Raw genomic sequence first — 14,428 nt, 5'->3', positions numbered from 1 at the left:
ACATGAGCGAGATGGTCCCCGCGGACGACACTCGCCGCATCGCGCTCGTCGATCTGCTCGATCGGGTGCTCGGCGGCGGCGTCGTCATCACCGGTGAGATCACCCTGTCGCTCGCCGACGTCGACATGGTCCGAATCTCACTGCGCACACTCATCGCTTCGGTCAGCGCACTCGTCCCCGACCCGGTCGGGCCGGAGCCCACCGATGACTGAGCCCGAGCCCGTCGATTCGGATGCACCGACCGACATCGGTCGCCGGGTTCTGCCGCAGCGAATCGACGCCGACCCCGAATCCGTCGAGAAGGGCCTGGTCACCCTGGTCCTGACGATCGTCGAACTACTGCGCCAACTGATGGAACGGCAGGCGATACGCCGAGTCGAGCACGGCGATCTCAGCGACGAGCAGATCGAACGCATCGGCACGACACTCATGCTACTCGAGGAGCGAATGGCCGAGTTGCGTGAGCATTTCGATCTCACCCCCGAGGACCTGAACATCGATCTCGGACCGCTGGGGCCGCTGCTGTCGAACGAATAGTCCGGGCTCTCCGCGGTTCGATCAATGCTTGAGGGCGTTCTTGATCTTCTTGCCCGCATCCTTGACCTTGTCTCCCATCTGCTTGGCATTGCCCTTGGCCTGCTCCTTGCTCCCCTCGGCTTCGAGGTGGGCATTCCCCGTGGCCCTGCCGACAGCCTTCTTGGCGGCGCCTTCGGCGGTTTCGACCTTGTGCCGGATCTTCTTTCCCATGTTCATGACGACGTCCCGTCCTCTGTGATCCGTTCCGTTTTCGCGATCACCAACTTCAGTCAACTCGTCCACAGCGCCGCTGTCGAGAACCTCGATCGCGTCGTCACCGTCGCAGCAACAATGCACTGTCTCCGAACTCGTGCCACAGGTAGCCACGTGCGAGCGCCTCGTCGTAGGCACGACGGACGGCCTTCTCCCCCACCACCGATTCGAGCAGCATCAGGTGTGACGCCCCCGGTGCGTGCCAGCCCGTGATCAGGCCGTCCACGGCCAGGGTCGGCCTACCCGCACTCAGCACCAGGTCCGTCCAGCCGGCGCCCGCCACCGCCATGCCGCCCGAAGTGGCCTCGGTCTCGAGGGCCCTGGTCACGGTGGTTCCGACCGCGATGACGCGGCCTCCGGCGGCACGCCGGTCGTTGACCAGCCGCGCCGTCTGCTCCGGCACCTCGAACCGCTCCGGGATCGGCGGCTCCCCTCGCTCCGGCGAGGAGACCCCCGTGTGCAACAGGATCGGTGCCACCACCACCCCCGAGGTCGCGAGGTCGGTAACCATCGGATGAGTGAACGGCCTAGCGGCGCTGGCCATCTCGGCGCTTCCACCGGTGCGACCGAAGATCGTCTGGTACGAGGACAGGGGCCAGCGTTCGTGGACGTACGCGTAGGTGATCGGACGGCCCGAGGTGGCGAGCAGTTCCGCGGCTACGTCCGCGACGCCGTCGATCGAGGCCCGCCACAACCTGGTCGACCCGAGAGGCCAGGGTTTCACGAGCGTCGCAACGACACCGCGCGGCAGAATGATCCGCGTTCCCGCCGCAATCGTGTCGAGGGCGCCGGAGACCGGTCCCGGCGCTCGCACCTCGACCGCCCAGTCTCCGTCCTCGAGATCGGTCGAGAAGTGCACGACCACAGGTCCGACCGCGTCGACGGTCCCGTCCACCGCCGCCGCCAGTGTCGACGACGCGTTCACCACCACCACGTCGCCCGGCCGCAGGAAACGCGGCAGGTCGTGAAATCTGCTGTGTTCCACCCTGCCCCGATCGGACACCAGCATTCGCACCGAGTCGCGCAGCAGCCCCCGGCTCTCCGGTGGGCCACTCGCCTCCAATCGCTGAGGCAGCACGAACCGGAACTCGGCCGCGGAGGGGATGCGTGCGCGGGTCACGACGATACCCCCGTGTTCGCTGCGACCGCGAAGTCCGCCGCACGGTACCGGCCGCTGGGTGGGCTGGTGTCGAGCAAATGCAGCAGTGCAGGCACCACGGTCTCCGGATCGGGCCGATCCGAGATGTCCTCGCCGGGAAACGCCGCCTGGTGCATCTCGGTGCGCATGTCGCCGGGATCGAATGCATACACCGCAAGGCCGGGTTCCTCCACCGCCAGCACCGCGGTCGCGTGGTCGAGCGCCGCTTTCGCGGCTCCGTAACCGCCCCAGCCCGCGTACGCCGCGACCGCGGCATCCGACGAAATGTTGATCACGGTCCCGCCCGCGTCCCGCACGTGCTCGAGCAACGCGGCGATCAATGCGAGCGGGGCGAGCACATCGGTCGCGAAGACCTGCGCCAATGCGTCCTCCGGATACCGGGCGAGGGCGGGCATCGGGCTGGGTCCGAGCGCGCTGGCGTTGTTGAGCAACAGGTCCAGTCGCCCCCGCGCCGCGATCTCGACGGCGATACTCTCGCGATGCCCCGGATCGGTCACGTCACCGGGGAGCGCGGTGATGCTGTGTGCCCGCGCGGCAACCCGATCGAGGGGTTCGACCCGCCTGCCGGTGACGATCACCTCCCAGCCGCGCTCCGCGAGCGCGACTGCGCTCACCCGTCCCAGCCCTGCAGATCCTCCTGTGATCAGCGCCGTCCTGGTGCCGTTCATCGCAGACTCCTTGTCTCCTGTGACATCTGCGACCATCGTGAAACCTCGAGTCCACTTCATGTCAAGGACGGCAGCGTCAGGGGACCGCCGGCCGATTCGCGGGGCACACTTCCGGGGTGGGATTTCAGGATGGAGCGGACGATAATTGGGTCCCTACCATGAGACGAATCGAGGGTGACATCGTATGAACACATTCGCAGTGCGGTCGGCGCTCGCGGCGGCAGCCGCGCTCGCCGTCTTCGCAACACCCGGTGTCGCGGCCGCGGCGCCGAACCTACACGGGGATCCCACAACGCCGGGCACACAGGTTCAGGTCGAGAGCGATCCGGGCGACTCGAACAGCTACACCTGCGGGGCAGTCGGCGTCGCGGGAGCCGGAGTCGGCTCGAATTCCTCCGGTGGCGCCGGGCAGGTCAACGGCGCGTACTTCGGTCCCGGCCCCGTCCAGGGCGGCTGCGTCGGTAGCGACGGGTCGGTCTACTTCCCGACCGGCAACGCCGAATGACGGCACGCAAGAACGCAATGCCGAACTTTCACCGTGCCGGCCCGCCCACCGGGTGGATCCGCTCGATGGTCGCGAACCAGGCCGGTGCGCCGTTGTCGTGGAATCTCGTCTCGATCCGATCCGGTTCGATGGCGGCGACCTTCCATCCGTCGCCGGGGTCGAACGCCGCTCGCAACTCCTCCCGGCTGACGGGGTGCGGGCCGGTATCGGGACCAGCGTCGCTGAAGCACAACACATAGACGATTCCGCCGTGTTCGGTCACCGACGCCACGCTCGCCACGTAGCGTGGTCGCTCGGCGGCGTCGAACGTGTGGAACAGTCCGCAGTCCAGCACGGTGTCGAACCGGCGCCCCATTCCGTCCAACTGGAACGCGTCGGCCAGCGCGAACTCGACCTCGATCCGACGGTCGTCGGCCTTCTCCCTGGCAATCACCAGTGCCGTCTCAGCCACGTCGACGCCCAGAACCTGCAATCCCAGGGAGGCGACGTGAAGCGCGTTCTCGCCGGTGCCGCATCCCGCATCGAGCACCGCTCCGGCGAAGCCGCCTTCGGATGCCACCCGCACGACCGCCGGCTGCGGCCGGCCGACATCCCACGGCGCCGGCCCCTCGTGATACGACGCATCCCAGGGCCGTCCCGTCATGCGTTCGTGGCTGGTTGGCTGCCGACCACTGAACGGATCGGCGAGGGGTCCTGATCGCTCCGACACTTCGACGCCTCCCTGAAACGGATCGTGCCACCTCATCTTGGCACGGCACTGCGCGGTTCTCGACCCTCGACACCGCGACTGCCTGCCCTGCCGACACCGGACAGATGTTCGAATGTCTTAACATACAATTTAGGCATGAGTACGAATATCGGAATTGTCGGGTACGGGCTGGGCGGCCGCTACTTCCATGCACCGTTCGTCGACGCGGCAGAGGGAATCACGCTGGGCGGCATCGTGACCCGATCCGACTCCCGTGTCGCCCAGGCCGCCGCCGACTTCCCCGGAGTGCCGGTGTTCTCGAGCCTCGGCGAACTCATCGACTCCGGCGTCGATGCCGTCACGATCACCACCCCACCGCAGACGCGACGCGAACTCGTGCTCGAAGCACTCGGGCGTGGCGTGCACGTGGTCGCGGACAAGCCTTTCGCGCCGGATCTCGAGACGGCCCGCGAGCTGGTAGCAGCCGCCGATGACGCCGGCGTGCTGCTCAGCGTCTATCACAACCGTCGATACGACGCCGACATCCGTACCCTGAAGTCGGTGTTGCCGCGACTCGGCGACATCTGGCGTGTCGAATCCCATTTCGACCTGGACGGTGCCGACACGCTCGAATCAGGCCCGGCCGGCGGGTTGCTGCGAGACATCGGCGCACACGTCGTCGACCAGATGCTGTGGTTGTTCGGGCCGGCAGAGAGGGTCGACGCCCACCTCGATTACGTCGATCGGCCGGAGGGGCGCACCGACGCCGGCTTCGTCGTCAACATCGCTCACCGCAGCGGGGTCTATTCGAGCGTCTCGTCGAGCAAGGTCAACCACCTCGAGGGGCGGCGGCTACGCGCGTTCGGCAGCGTGGGCAGCTATGTGGCGGACGGGACGGATGTGCAGGCGCAGGCTCTCTTCGCAGGGGTGCGGCCCATCGACGATCCCACCGGGTGGGGTTACGAACGACGGGAACGGTGGGGCGTCCTCCACACAGCGGATGGCGCGGAACCGGTTCCGTCGCAGCGGGGTGCGTATCAGGACTACTACACGGAATTCGCGGCCGCCGTTGCCGGCACCGGCACACAACCGGTGCCTGCCCGCACCGCGCTCGGCACCATCGCGGTGTTGGGAGCGGCGCGTGAGGCCGCGGAAAGCGGCAGCACGGTCGTCGTGCAGTCCCTCGACTGACCGGAGGCGACTGCGCCGGCGCTCACGTCGGTTCGGGGCTCGCGTCGGTTCGGGGCTCGCGTCGGTTCGGGGCTCAGGACGCGGAATCGAGAAACTCGGCGACCGCCTTGTTGAACGAATGTGGTCGTTCCATGTTCGTCGCGTGCCCCGCGCGCGGAACGACGGTCGACGCTCCCTTCGGTGCGAGTGCCGCAGCCGCTGCGGCGTGTGCTGACGGCCAGAACTCGCTGTCGGAACCGGCCACGAAGAGCACGGGAAGATCGCTCGAACGGATCGTCGGACGCCAGTCGATTTTCGCATGATCGTTCAACTGGGCGAGTTCCGGTGGCGACAGTGTTCGGTCGACGCGGCCCATCGCGGCGAGCAGGCGGACCAACCGCATGCCGCGTCTCCAGATCGGGGTGCCGTGGCCGGTCGGGGGAATCCTGTCCGCAAAGGACGTGTCGACATGCCGCACCTTGCAGGTCGAGCCCCTCGATGAGGGCGTGCACGAATCCGGCGCGTGTCTGCATCGTCGTTCCGTGCGGCGTGGCCGGAGCCGTCCCGTGACCCGGCAGATCCACAGCGATGACGCGGTGGCCGGCCTCGATCAGCGACGGGATCTGATACCGCCACGACGTGGCGGGGGCTGTGAAGCCCGCCGGCAACATCACGCTCGACGAGGATCGGCCGTCACCGTGCACGGTGTAGTCGATTCGAGCACCGCCGGATTCGATGGACAGCATTGCTTCTCCTATCCCCCAACTGTTCGCGGCTGACGCGCCGTGGTGCCCGCCTGCGGTCACCGTGGCGCTGGTACGGACTCGGGAATCCATCCATGGAGAACATCTCCACTCCGGGACGGTTTCACTGTGGAACCGAAATTCCTGGACTGTCGGGTGTAACGTTCCGGGACCTCGCAGACACCATTCGAGTAGCTGTGGACGTTGGGCCCACGCATTCGAACAGGACACTACGACATGCACATCTCACTTCCCCACTCCCAGGCTTCGCGCGCGGCGAATCCGTCGGGCGCAGTGAACCGTCGCCCTCGAATCACCCTGCGGAACCGGTTCGCCACGGCCGCCGTCGCCGCCGCGATCGCCGTCATCCCCCTCGGCGCCGCGACCACCATCGCAACAGCGGCCGAACACCCCGTTGCGACAGTCGCCGCACCCACCATCCCCGGCGATCGTGGTGACCACGGTGACGGCCCCCGCCACGACCGACAACGCGACCAACGGCAAGAACGCCGAGACCAGAGCATGACGCTCGACGAACTTCTCGTCGGGTGGAACAGCAGCCAGATCTACCAGATGTGATGACGCTTGACCGAGGACGGCGCCAGGATTCGTCGTCCTCGCTTTCGCATGCCTTCCCCCCTCAGCGTGGAGTGGATTCCGCTCGTCGCTCGTAGCGCGAGCGAGCCAGGGCGTGCGCACGGCACAGCAACGCCCGCGTGACTTCGCCTGTGCGCGAGCCGGGGTCGATGACTGCCAGCCAGGCCAGTGAGCCATAGACGGGATGCGCGATGACGGTGTCGCGCGCACCGGCGTCGACGTCGGCGACGCCCTGCTCTCGCGGTGCATGGCCGGTTGCCTCGATGAACGCCTCCTTCCCGGCATGGATGTTCACCCGGAACGCACCCGCGCGGTCCAGACCCGAGCTTTCGTCGCCGGGGTAGTTCTTGGTGACGATGGTGGCGAAGGGCTGGGTCCTGTCCGGAACGATCCGATCCGGTGAGTAGTAGAAGAAGGTGTCACCCCAGCTGATCTCCGGCGAACCGTCGCCGGGGGCAGGCCTGAGCGTCAGAACATCGCCGAGGCCTTCGACGAAGTCGATGATGTCGTCCATGGTCATAGCTTCCAGCGTTTCATTAAAGTGCTTGTGGAGACCTCGAGGAGCAAACGTCGGAGAAATACGGTGACAAGTCTCCAATCGCGTCATCTGCGGACCGTCGATGTCGCCCGGCGTGCCGGATGTTCCGTGCAGCACGTACGCAACCTCGAACGCGACGGGGTGCTGCCTCCCGCAACCCGCACAGCCACCGGATACCGGATCTACACCGACGTGCATGTGCAGTCCGCGCTCGCCTATCGGGAACTCGCCATCGGCGTCGGCCCGGTCGAAGCCACACGGATCGTGCGCAGCGTGCACACGTGCCCGGCCGCGACAACGGTCGCCCTCCTCGATGCCGCGCACGCCCGACTCCACACGGAACGAACCGAACTCGCGCTGGCGAAGCAGGCCGCTGAGGCCATCTCGACCGAGCCTGTCGACGACGTGCAGGCATCCGACTGGATGAGCGTGAGCGAACTCGCCGCCGCCCTCGGCATCCGCCCCTCCACGTTGCGGCATTGGGACGCAGAGGGACTCGTCGTCCCGGACCGGGACACACCCACGGGAGCGCGCCGATACTCCCCTTCACAGGTCCGCGACGCTCGCGTCGTGCATCAGCTACGCAAGGCCGGTTACCGCATCGCACCTCTCCACGCGGTCATGACCCAACTCGGGCACACACCCGGATCGGGTGACATCGGCGCCGCGCTCGCTGCCCGCGACCAGGCCACCACAGCCCGCTCCCGAGCCCTGCTCGACGCAACCTCTGCCCTCACCGTGCTCCTCGCACTCCGAGAAGGGGGGGTCAGTGCGCGCGCGACAACACCGCCACCAGAAAGTCGGAATCCTCGCTGAACGGGCGCAGATCCCACGTCGAGAACAGCAGATCCGCCGTCAGGCCGCCGGCCTGAGCGTCCGCGAGGAATTGGGAGAACTCGTAGCCCCGGTCGGCGCCGAACCCCACAACCACTCGGCCGGTCGGGGCGAGATGAGCGGCGAATTCCGTCAGCACCGCCTCCCGGGTCGACGGCGCCAGGAAAGTCATCACGTTGCCCGCACAGACGATGACCTCGAAATCGGCTGTCACCCCCCGAGCCGGCAGATCCAACTCCGCGAGATCACCGACCAGCCACGTCGGACCGGGGTGATCCTCCTCTGCCACGGAGATGAGCACCGGATCCACATCGACACCCACCACGACATGACCGGCATCGTGCAAGTAGCCGCCGAGACGGCCCAGTCCGCACCCCGCATCCAGTACCCGACCGCCGCGGCCGAGCATCGCATCGACCAGCCGCGCCTCCCCCACGATGTCCTTGCCCTGCGCCTCCATGGCACGGAACCGCTCGACGTACCACATCGAATGCCCCGGGTCGGCTGCTGTGATCTCCTCCCACTGGCTGGGGATGCGCTCCTCGGGGGTGCGTGCACTCATTACCGATTCCTCCTCGATCCGGCCCGCTCGGCGAGCCACTGCCACCGTATGCGACACCACCTCGGCACCCACCCGCAGCCCGACGGTGTTTCGCCGACGCGAGTCTCGATCAGCGGGATTCCAGGGCCGACGCGGCCGGTCCTCCGAGGAAGATCGAGCCATGCCCGAGTCCGTTCCCGACCGCGTCCAGATCACCGACCGCCTGCACGTCGTGGCCGACCTGCTCGACACGAAGGACTGGCCGGGGTTCGCGGCGACACTCACCGAAGATGTCGTGGCCTATGGGCGGACGGGGCCGGTGGACGTGGTCGCGCGCGTCCGCTCCCACCTCGACGTCTGCGGTGCCACCCAGCACCTGCTCGGCAACATCCGCGTCGACGTCGACGTCGACGGTGACGCGGCGCGCACTCGGTCCTATTTCCGGGCGTTTCACGTCGGCCTCGGAGAACGCGCCGGCGCGACGTACGAATGCCTCGGCGAGTACCGCGACGAATGGCGCCGCGGACCTTCGGCCTGGTTGCTGGCCGGGCGGGTGATCGACGTCCGCGCCGAGATCGGCGACCGCGGTGTCATCGCACCCCTGAGCTGAACCCCGTCGACGGCTCAGCTGTGGTCGCCGCACACCGCGGATGCCGGGTCCGGTGCACAGATCTGCTGCCAGGTGTAGAAGCCGGAGTTGACCACGACGTCGAGGTTGTCCTTCGTGATGTTCTGCACGGGCAGGAACACCGTCGGCACGGCCATGTACTGGTTGTCGATCGTGCCGTTGACGATCTCCTCCGGAATGCCGTCACCGTGCAGGATCGATGTGGTCAGCTGCGCCGCGACCTTTGCCTGATCGGACAGATTCTTGAAGATCGTGTTGTCGAGGGTTTCCTGTGCGATCAATTGCAGCGCAGCGAGATTGGCGTCCTGGCCGCCGGTGACCGGGATCCGCCCGGCGAGCCCGCGGCCTGCCAGTGCCGCGACGATTCCGCCTCCCAGGTCGTCGTTCATGGTGACGAACAGCGCGATGTCGTTGTTCTCACGGGCCAGGCATTCCTCGGCGAATGCCTGACCTTCGGCCGGGTCCCAGTCGTCGATCGCGGTCTCGCAGACCACGCGTATCTTGCCGCTGTCGGCGAGCGGCTGCAGAAACTCGTCCTGGCCGAGCCGGAATTGACGGGTCCCGTATTCACCGAGGTTTCCCCCCACCCGGGCAATCTTCACCCCGTCGCCGGGCATCGCGGCGATCAGATCCGCGGCGCGGCTACCCTGCCGTCGGCCGACCTCGAGTGGATCGAAGATCACCTGAACGTCTGCCGGTCCACCGACCGCGTCATGGTCGTAGAGCACGACCGGAACGTCCGCCTCGGCGGCGGCGGTCAAGGCTCCACCCGAGAACCTCGCGTCCGTGGAGATCAGCACGAGCACGGACGCGCCCTCCGCGATCGCCGACTCGACCTGACTCTGCTGGCGGGCCGGATCGCCCTCGGCATTGCGGACCGTGACCGTCGCCTCCGGCGCGAACAGCTCCAGGAAGTCGGTGAACAAGGGTTCGTCGCGCTCCACGAATCGGGTGGTCGTCGTGTTCGGCAAGAAAAAGAAAACCTTCTCCTGTGCATCGTCGCCCTGCGGAGCAGGGGCCGCGCAGGCGCCGAGCACCACCGCTGCGACCGCGGCCGCGACGCTGAACGCGCGCACCCTTCTCTTCATGAGCCTGTCTTCATGAGCCGTGACCTCCAGCCTGATCGTGCCCAGTCTGGAGATACCCGCGGGCGAGGCCCGCTACTCGCGCGGGTCGATGCTTTCGGTGTTTTCCGACCGTGATCGGCGCACACTGAGTGCAGGGATGAGGAGGAGAAGGTGTTCCACCAGGACCGCGGCGCCGTATCCAGCGGAGATCGTGACACTTCGACGGCCGACGAGCATCTCCTGAACGAATCCCTTCTCGTCGAGCCCGAGGTCCGCCGGCGCCCCTGGCGCGAATTCCTCGCATCGACGCCCGGACGCCTGTCCCTCCTCGCCGTCGTCCTCGTCGCGGTGGCGCTGACGGCCGGTCTCGTGACGTCCGCCGTGGTCGCCGCGCGGCAGCAGCGCATGGAAACCCTTCGCGCCCACACCGAACCGCTGGCGGACGCCGCGCAGAACCTGTTCAGCTCGTTGTCGATCGCCGACGCGGCAGCGACGTCGTCGTTCATCGCGGGTGCCATCGAGCCGCTGGCGGTGCGCGACCGGTACAACCAGGCGCTCGGGGACGCGTCGAACGCACTCGTCACCGCGTCGTACGGCGTCACCTCCGGCGACGTCGAATCGTTGCGACTGCTCACCGAGATGTCGCGGCACGTCGCCGTGTACACGGACCTGGTGGCGACCGCACGGTCCAACGACTCCGCGGGAAATCCGGTCGGGGTGGCGTATCTCGGAACCGCTTCGGCTCTGATGCAGGACACCATCCTGCCCTTGGCCGAACACCTCTACAACGACCAGGCCCACGCCGTCGCCGACACGCAATCCCACACCGCCCGGTTGCCCGCCACCGCTATCGTGGTCGCGTCGGCCGGGGTCGTCGTCCTCGCCATCGCACACGCGTACGTGGCGCATCGAAGCCGTCGCCGGGTCAATCCCGGGCTGGCGTGCGCGACGGTCCTGCTGGCCGCACTCGTCGTGTGGATCGTGATCGCCGGGCTGTTGTCGACGTCGGCGAGCGAACGCGCACGGATCGACGGCGCCGAACCCCTCGCGGCGGTCACGAAGGCGAGGATCCTCGCCCAGCAGGCCCGCGCCGACGAGACACTGGGACTGCTCCGGCCGGGTTTCGATCCGGCCGGGAGCGACTATGCCCGGCACACGGACGCACTCTCCGCGATTCTGAACTCGGACGCGTCGCGGAGCACCGTGGTCGCGCCGACGATCGCCGATGCGTCCGCCGCGTTCGACGGATGGCGGAGCGCGCACCGGGATCTGCAGCAGAAGCTCGCAGACGGCGACTACCAGGGCGCGGCGGACGTCGCGGTCGGTCCGGGCGCGACGGCATCGACCGCCCAGTTCCGGGCCCTCGACGAATCGCTCGAAGACGCCATCACCGCCCTGCGCACCGAGGAACTCGACGCGATGCGGGAGTCGTACCGCACGATGGCGGCGCTCGCCGTGGGTGGCATCGTGCTCGCTGTTTCCGCAGCGCTCGCCGTCGTCGCGGGGATCGAACCCCGAGTGAGTGAGTACCACTGATGGTGCGAACACACCCGGAACGGCGACCGCGCTCCACCCGGCTGCTCGGGTGCCTCGCGTTCGGCGCTGTCCTGATTGCCGGCTGCGGCGCCCCCGACGCACCCGCCCCGAGGTTCTCCGGAGACTTCACGGAGTTTCCCCTGTCGGCCGGCGCCCAGCTCATCGCACCGTCCGACACGCCGCCACCGGATACAGAGACGCCGGCATGCGCAGCACCGGCCAGCCTCCGCCCGGGGACTCCGAGTTTCGGCGGCACGCTCGGCGATATCCGTGCCCGCGGCACCCTGGTCGTCGCGGTCGATCAGAACACCAACCTGTTCAGTTTCCGCGACCCGACGACCGGCACCCTCACCGGATTCGGTGTCGACCTCGCTCGGGAGGTCGCACGTGATCTGCTCGGCGATCCCACCAAGGTCGAGTTCCGGCCGCTCGGAACCGATGACGGCGCCGAGATGCTCGCCGACAGTGATGCGGACATGGTCGTGCGTCCGGTGGCCCTCCCCTGTCAAGGTCCCCAGGACTTGACGTTCTCCACGGTGTATCTCGAGGCCTCACGCCGGCTCGTGGTGCGGGACGGGTCGGGTATCTCCGGTCCGGCCGACCTTGCCCGGCGACGGGTCTGCACGCATCACGACCCGGCGTCGATGTCGGCGCTGTCGCGCATCGCCCCCAAAGCCACGATCCTTGCGGTCCCCGACTGGGACGACTGTCTCATGGCCATCCAGCAGCGGCAGGTCGACGCGGTCGCAGGCGCCGCCTTCCTCGCCGGTCTCGTCGCCCAGGATCCGAATCTCGAAATCGTCGGTCCCGAAACAGATTCCGCCCAGTACGCCATCGGCCTCGCTCCCGGAAACGACGACCTCGTCCGGTTCGTCAACGGCACACTGGAACGACTGCGCACAGACGGAACCTGGACGGCCCTCTACGATCGGTGGCTGTCGTCGCTCGGCCCGGCACCCGGACCACCAGCCCCGGAGTACCGGGACTGACCGACCCCTCAGGCGGCGGGCGCCACTTTTATCCCCCAAGTTCCACCACGTCCCGGTTCAGCTCGGATCGTCGTCGGCAACGGTCTTGGGCAGGCCGGTCCCCATCGGGTCGAGCAGGGCGGTGGTGCGCGAACCCCATCGCTCGTGCGCGGATTGGCGGGTCATCCCGGCGGCCTTGCCGATGGTCGCCCACGTCGCTCCCTGAAAGCGCAGGCCGAGAACGGTTTCGATGCCGTCCAGGCCGGCAGCGAGCTGTATACGAAGACTCAGCAGGTGCCAGGCCAGGGTTCGCTGGTTGGGAATGTCCGTGCCCTGCTCGGCGTCCCATTCCGCCGTGCCGGGAAGCGGCCCGGGGCCGATGATTTCGTCGGCGTGACGGCTTGCTTCGGCGGCCGCAGCCGTTATCACCGCGTGAGCAGCGGCGTCGATTTCCGCACTGACGGCGCGTTCGACAAGTTCCATGACTACCTCCCAATTACGTCAGGTATAGCCTGACAGGGATCGGACCTGGCGTCAAGAATTACCTGACACGAGGTGGGACGCGCGACCGGATTCATGGTGCTCAAATGTCAGGGCAAGCAATTCCAGGTCGAGTTCGACGCAGTCATCACGCGGGCAGTGGAGAAGGTTCGCCGCCTCACCTGAACCCTGCCGATCCCGCACGGAGCTGCGCTGCGAGATCGGTGATGTCGGTGGCTGAAATGTCCCAACTGCCTGTTGGCGCGAGATCATCCGTCTGGTGCGGTCCGTGTTCTACGGGCCGGAGAATGAAGGCTGTAGCCAGTCCTGTGGCGTGAGCGGCTTCGAGGTCGCCGTTGTGGGCGGCGGCAAGCATGACTTCGCCCGGGTGAAGACCGAGAAACTGTGCTGTCCGCAGGTAAGCCTGGGGATCAGGTTTGTATTTCCGGTTGATGTCGGAGCCGATGATCACGTCCCACGGGATTCCGGCGTTCTTGGCCATGTCGAGCAGAAGTGAGGTGTTGCCGTTCGAGAGCGGGCCGATGATGTACTCGGCTTTGATCGCCGTGAGCCCTGGGACGCTGTCGGGCCAGGGGGTGAGCACATGCCAGGCGCGCGCGAGCTCGTCGAGCTCTCCGGAATCGTGATTCGTGGGGTCGATACCCGATTCGCGGAGCACGAAGTCGAGGTTCTCGCGGTGCAAGATATCGAGAGTCACGAACTCGCGGGCGCCAGAAAGGATCGCGTCCATCGACGGCTGGTAACGGGCGCGCCACCGGTCGGCGAATGCAACTGCGTCCACCTCGAGCTGATGACGCGCCGCATAATCCGCAACAGCGGTGGCGATACCGGTGCGCCAATCGACAACGGTGCCAAAGGTATCGAACAACACGGCGCGGACATTGCGCCCCGTCGACGGGGACCGGAACGGCGCACCAGCCATGGGCGTCCTTTCGACTCGAACGGATGACGTGGCATCAGAATAGTGCCGTCATGCAAAGCCGTCGGCGAATCGAACGGAGCGCCCATGGGTGAGCGTCTGCTTCAGTACCGGGAGTAGTGCTGTCCACTCACCTGGTCACCGGCGCAGATGCACTTGCGTTCGAGGCTTCGCGCCGAGGTCACGGCGCAGAACCGAATCCCGAGCTCGTCGTGGGAATCCGCGCTGTGTGGGCATGCCGTGCACGACGCCTCCGATTCCACCACCAGCGTGGGGCTCGGCGACTCGGAGACGAGGAAATTTGACACATCAGTCGGGTTCGACGCCATGGCGGCGCTCCAGTTCTCGGCCCTTCGACTGCAGGCCGCGGTGGGCGCCGAGGACGACATGGCATGACCGCGCATATTCGAATAACCCTCGACAACCACCACGCTACCCCCTCACGGCCCAACCCCGCCGCGTCACCATTTCGTGACCTCGGCAGACGCACGGGTCGACCGCCTGATCGGGCGGGCCCTCTCGGCGAGCGCCGGAAGTCGGCCCGCAAGGCGACGGCCGGGGGCATCTTCGCAGGTAC

The 14,428-nt window shown here is 67.3% G+C and carries 21 protein-coding genes; 10 read left to right on the top strand and 11 right to left on the bottom strand.

Features of this window, described 5'->3' with window-relative positions; translation table 11 throughout:
* Positions 1-2 precede the first annotated feature (2 nt).
* Positions 3-212, top strand: coding sequence for a gas vesicle protein (locus tag JVH1_RS36400; protein ID WP_011593512.1), 210 nt, complete (start codon positions 3-5; stop codon positions 210-212).
* Complete coding sequence (locus JVH1_RS36395) at positions 205-537, top strand: gas vesicle protein K (protein WP_009472765.1); 333 nt, start codon at positions 205-207, stop codon at positions 535-537. The genes JVH1_RS36400 and JVH1_RS36395 overlap by 8 nt, the downstream gene beginning before the upstream one ends.
* A 21-nt stretch (positions 538-558) precedes the next feature.
* Here JVH1_RS36395 and JVH1_RS36390 read toward each other — a convergent pair whose 3' ends face one another.
* From JVH1_RS36390 to JVH1_RS36380, 3 genes are all read right to left on the bottom strand, one after another.
* On the bottom strand, positions 559-753 hold the full coding sequence (locus tag JVH1_RS36390) for a CsbD family protein (protein WP_029538518.1): 195 nt from the start codon (positions 751-753) through the stop codon (positions 559-561).
* Between the two features lie 97 nt (positions 754-850).
* Entirely contained in the window at positions 851-1,909 is a 1,059-nt protein-coding gene (locus tag JVH1_RS36385; protein WP_009472767.1) for an S-adenosylmethionine:tRNA ribosyltransferase-isomerase, read from the bottom strand.
* Positions 1,906-2,616 (bottom strand): SDR family oxidoreductase, encoded by a 711-nt coding sequence (locus JVH1_RS36380; RefSeq protein WP_043777495.1) that lies wholly within the window; start codon positions 2,614-2,616, stop codon positions 1,906-1,908. Before JVH1_RS36380 ends, JVH1_RS36385 begins: the two co-directional genes overlap by 4 nt.
* Positions 2,617-2,800: 184 nt before the next feature.
* Between JVH1_RS36380 and JVH1_RS36375 the strand changes: the two genes are divergently transcribed.
* Positions 2,801-3,121 (top strand): hypothetical protein, encoded by a 321-nt coding sequence (locus JVH1_RS36375; RefSeq protein WP_009472769.1) that lies wholly within the window; start codon positions 2,801-2,803, stop codon positions 3,119-3,121.
* 28 nt (positions 3,122-3,149) lie between these two features.
* Here JVH1_RS36375 and JVH1_RS36370 read toward each other — a convergent pair whose 3' ends face one another.
* Positions 3,150-3,764 (bottom strand): class I SAM-dependent methyltransferase, encoded by a 615-nt coding sequence (locus tag JVH1_RS36370; RefSeq protein ID WP_043777498.1) that lies wholly within the window; start codon positions 3,762-3,764, stop codon positions 3,150-3,152.
* 201 nt (positions 3,765-3,965) lie between these two features.
* Between JVH1_RS36370 and JVH1_RS36365 the strand changes: the two genes are divergently transcribed.
* Positions 3,966-5,000: a Gfo/Idh/MocA family oxidoreductase gene (locus JVH1_RS36365; RefSeq protein ID WP_009472771.1), complete on the top strand. Its 1,035-nt coding sequence runs from the start codon at positions 3,966-3,968 to the stop codon at positions 4,998-5,000.
* A gap of 73 nt (positions 5,001-5,073) precedes the next feature.
* On the opposite strand, the gene JVH1_RS36360 is transcribed toward JVH1_RS36365, so the two are convergent.
* Entirely contained in the window at positions 5,074-5,382 is a 309-nt protein-coding gene (locus JVH1_RS36360; protein WP_009472772.1) for an alpha/beta fold hydrolase, read from the bottom strand.
* A gap of 577 nt (positions 5,383-5,959) precedes the next feature.
* On the opposite strand from JVH1_RS36360, the gene JVH1_RS36355 reads away from it, so the two are divergent.
* Positions 5,960-6,301 (top strand): hypothetical protein, encoded by a 342-nt coding sequence (locus JVH1_RS36355; RefSeq protein WP_009472773.1) that lies wholly within the window; start codon positions 5,960-5,962, stop codon positions 6,299-6,301.
* A gap of 61 nt (positions 6,302-6,362) precedes the next feature.
* Here JVH1_RS36355 and JVH1_RS36350 read toward each other — a convergent pair whose 3' ends face one another.
* Positions 6,363-6,839, bottom strand: coding sequence for a DUF6194 family protein (locus JVH1_RS36350; protein WP_009472774.1), 477 nt, complete (start codon positions 6,837-6,839; stop codon positions 6,363-6,365).
* Positions 6,840-6,965: 126 nt separating this feature from the next.
* Here JVH1_RS36350 and JVH1_RS36345 point away from each other — a divergent pair, with 126 nt between their 5' ends.
* Complete coding sequence (locus JVH1_RS36345) at positions 6,966-7,673, top strand: TioE family transcriptional regulator (protein WP_009472775.1); 708 nt, start codon at positions 6,966-6,968, stop codon at positions 7,671-7,673.
* Here JVH1_RS36345 and JVH1_RS36340 read toward each other — a convergent pair.
* A complete protein-coding gene (locus tag JVH1_RS36340; RefSeq protein WP_041812284.1) occupies positions 7,624-8,253 on the bottom strand; it encodes a bifunctional 2-polyprenyl-6-hydroxyphenol methylase/3-demethylubiquinol 3-O-methyltransferase UbiG in 630 nt (209 codons plus the stop codon). The two genes, JVH1_RS36345 and JVH1_RS36340, sit on opposite strands and share 50 nt — an antisense overlap.
* A gap of 160 nt (positions 8,254-8,413) precedes the next feature.
* Here JVH1_RS36340 and JVH1_RS36335 point away from each other — a divergent pair, with 160 nt between their 5' ends.
* Complete coding sequence (locus tag JVH1_RS36335) at positions 8,414-8,842, top strand: nuclear transport factor 2 family protein (protein ID WP_009472777.1); 429 nt, start codon at positions 8,414-8,416, stop codon at positions 8,840-8,842.
* Between the two features lie 14 nt (positions 8,843-8,856).
* On the opposite strand, the gene JVH1_RS36330 is transcribed toward JVH1_RS36335, so the two are convergent.
* On the bottom strand, positions 8,857-9,948 hold the full coding sequence (locus JVH1_RS36330; protein ID WP_043777487.1) for a sugar ABC transporter substrate-binding protein: 1,092 nt from the start codon (positions 9,946-9,948) through the stop codon (positions 8,857-8,859).
* Between the two features lie 150 nt (positions 9,949-10,098).
* Here JVH1_RS36330 and JVH1_RS36325 point away from each other — a divergent pair, with 150 nt between their 5' ends.
* A complete protein-coding gene (locus JVH1_RS36325) occupies positions 10,099-11,463 on the top strand; it encodes a hypothetical protein (RefSeq protein WP_009472779.1) in 1,365 nt (454 codons plus the stop codon).
* Positions 11,463-12,452: a glutamate ABC transporter substrate-binding protein gene (locus JVH1_RS36320; RefSeq protein ID WP_009472780.1), complete on the top strand. Its 990-nt coding sequence runs from the start codon at positions 11,463-11,465 to the stop codon at positions 12,450-12,452. Before JVH1_RS36325 ends, JVH1_RS36320 begins: the two co-directional genes overlap by 1 nt.
* Positions 12,453-12,509: 57 nt before the next feature.
* Here JVH1_RS36320 and JVH1_RS36315 read toward each other — a convergent pair whose 3' ends face one another.
* The 3 genes from JVH1_RS36315 to JVH1_RS36305 form a co-directional block, all read right to left on the bottom strand.
* Positions 12,510-12,914 carry a hypothetical protein gene (locus tag JVH1_RS36315; protein ID WP_009472781.1) on the bottom strand — a complete coding sequence of 135 codons (405 nt, stop codon included), beginning with the start codon at positions 12,912-12,914 and terminating at the stop codon, positions 12,510-12,512.
* 175 nt (positions 12,915-13,089) lie between these two features.
* Complete coding sequence (locus tag JVH1_RS36310; protein ID WP_009472782.1) at positions 13,090-13,854, bottom strand: haloacid dehalogenase type II; 765 nt, start codon at positions 13,852-13,854, stop codon at positions 13,090-13,092.
* A 101-nt stretch (positions 13,855-13,955) separates the two neighbouring features.
* Positions 13,956-14,114: an RGCVC family protein gene (locus JVH1_RS36305; RefSeq protein ID WP_237723925.1), complete on the bottom strand. Its 159-nt coding sequence runs from the start codon at positions 14,112-14,114 to the stop codon at positions 13,956-13,958.
* Here JVH1_RS36305 and JVH1_RS36300 point away from each other — a divergent pair.
* Positions 14,050-14,247, top strand: a complete 198-nt coding sequence (locus JVH1_RS36300; protein ID WP_237735075.1) for a hypothetical protein — start codon at positions 14,050-14,052, stop codon at positions 14,245-14,247. The two genes, JVH1_RS36305 and JVH1_RS36300, sit on opposite strands and share 65 nt — an antisense overlap.
* Positions 14,248-14,428: the final 181 nt, after the last annotated feature.

Origin of the sequence: Rhodococcus sp. JVH1, from assembly GCF_000280725.2 — a bacterium.
Taxonomy (GTDB): domain Bacteria; phylum Actinomycetota; class Actinomycetes; order Mycobacteriales; family Mycobacteriaceae; genus Rhodococcus_F; species Rhodococcus_F jostii_A.
Note: the sequence above shows the minus strand (reverse complement) of the source record. Positions and strands in the feature narration are given on the sequence as shown.

Excerpts from the sequence above, each read along its gene's own strand:
- JVH1_RS36340 (WP_041812284.1), bottom strand. The coding sequence starts at position 8,253 with ATGAGTGCACGCACCCCCGAGGAGCGCATCCCCAGCCAGTGGGAGGAG.
- JVH1_RS36390 (WP_029538518.1), bottom strand. The coding sequence starts at position 753 with ATGAACATGGGAAAGAAGATCCGGCACAAGGTCGAAACCGCCGAAGGC.
- JVH1_RS36395 (WP_009472765.1), top strand. The coding sequence starts at position 205 with ATGACTGAGCCCGAGCCCGTCGATTCGGATGCACCGACCGACATCGGT.
- JVH1_RS36355 (WP_009472773.1), top strand. The coding sequence starts at position 5,960 with ATGCACATCTCACTTCCCCACTCCCAGGCTTCGCGCGCGGCGAATCCG.
- JVH1_RS36380 (WP_043777495.1), bottom strand. The coding sequence starts at position 2,616 with ATGAACGGCACCAGGACGGCGCTGATCACAGGAGGATCTGCAGGGCTG.
- JVH1_RS36360 (WP_009472772.1), bottom strand. The coding sequence starts at position 5,382 with ATGCGGTTGGTCCGCCTGCTCGCCGCGATGGGCCGCGTCGACCGAACA.
- JVH1_RS36335 (WP_009472777.1), top strand. The coding sequence starts at position 8,414 with ATGCCCGAGTCCGTTCCCGACCGCGTCCAGATCACCGACCGCCTGCAC.
- JVH1_RS36350 (WP_009472774.1), bottom strand. The coding sequence starts at position 6,839 with ATGACCATGGACGACATCATCGACTTCGTCGAAGGCCTCGGCGATGTT.
- JVH1_RS36310 (WP_009472782.1), bottom strand. The coding sequence starts at position 13,854 with ATGGCTGGTGCGCCGTTCCGGTCCCCGTCGACGGGGCGCAATGTCCGC.
- JVH1_RS36375 (WP_009472769.1), top strand. The coding sequence starts at position 2,801 with ATGAACACATTCGCAGTGCGGTCGGCGCTCGCGGCGGCAGCCGCGCTC.
- JVH1_RS36315 (WP_009472781.1), bottom strand. The coding sequence starts at position 12,914 with ATGGAACTTGTCGAACGCGCCGTCAGTGCGGAAATCGACGCCGCTGCT.
- JVH1_RS36320 (WP_009472780.1), top strand. The coding sequence starts at position 11,463 with ATGGTGCGAACACACCCGGAACGGCGACCGCGCTCCACCCGGCTGCTC.
- JVH1_RS36365 (WP_009472771.1), top strand. The coding sequence starts at position 3,966 with ATGAGTACGAATATCGGAATTGTCGGGTACGGGCTGGGCGGCCGCTAC.
- JVH1_RS36400 (WP_011593512.1), top strand. The coding sequence starts at position 3 with ATGAGCGAGATGGTCCCCGCGGACGACACTCGCCGCATCGCGCTCGTC.
- JVH1_RS36370 (WP_043777498.1), bottom strand. The coding sequence starts at position 3,764 with ATGACGGGACGGCCCTGGGATGCGTCGTATCACGAGGGGCCGGCGCCG.
- JVH1_RS36330 (WP_043777487.1), bottom strand. The coding sequence starts at position 9,948 with ATGAAGAGAAGGGTGCGCGCGTTCAGCGTCGCGGCCGCGGTCGCAGCG.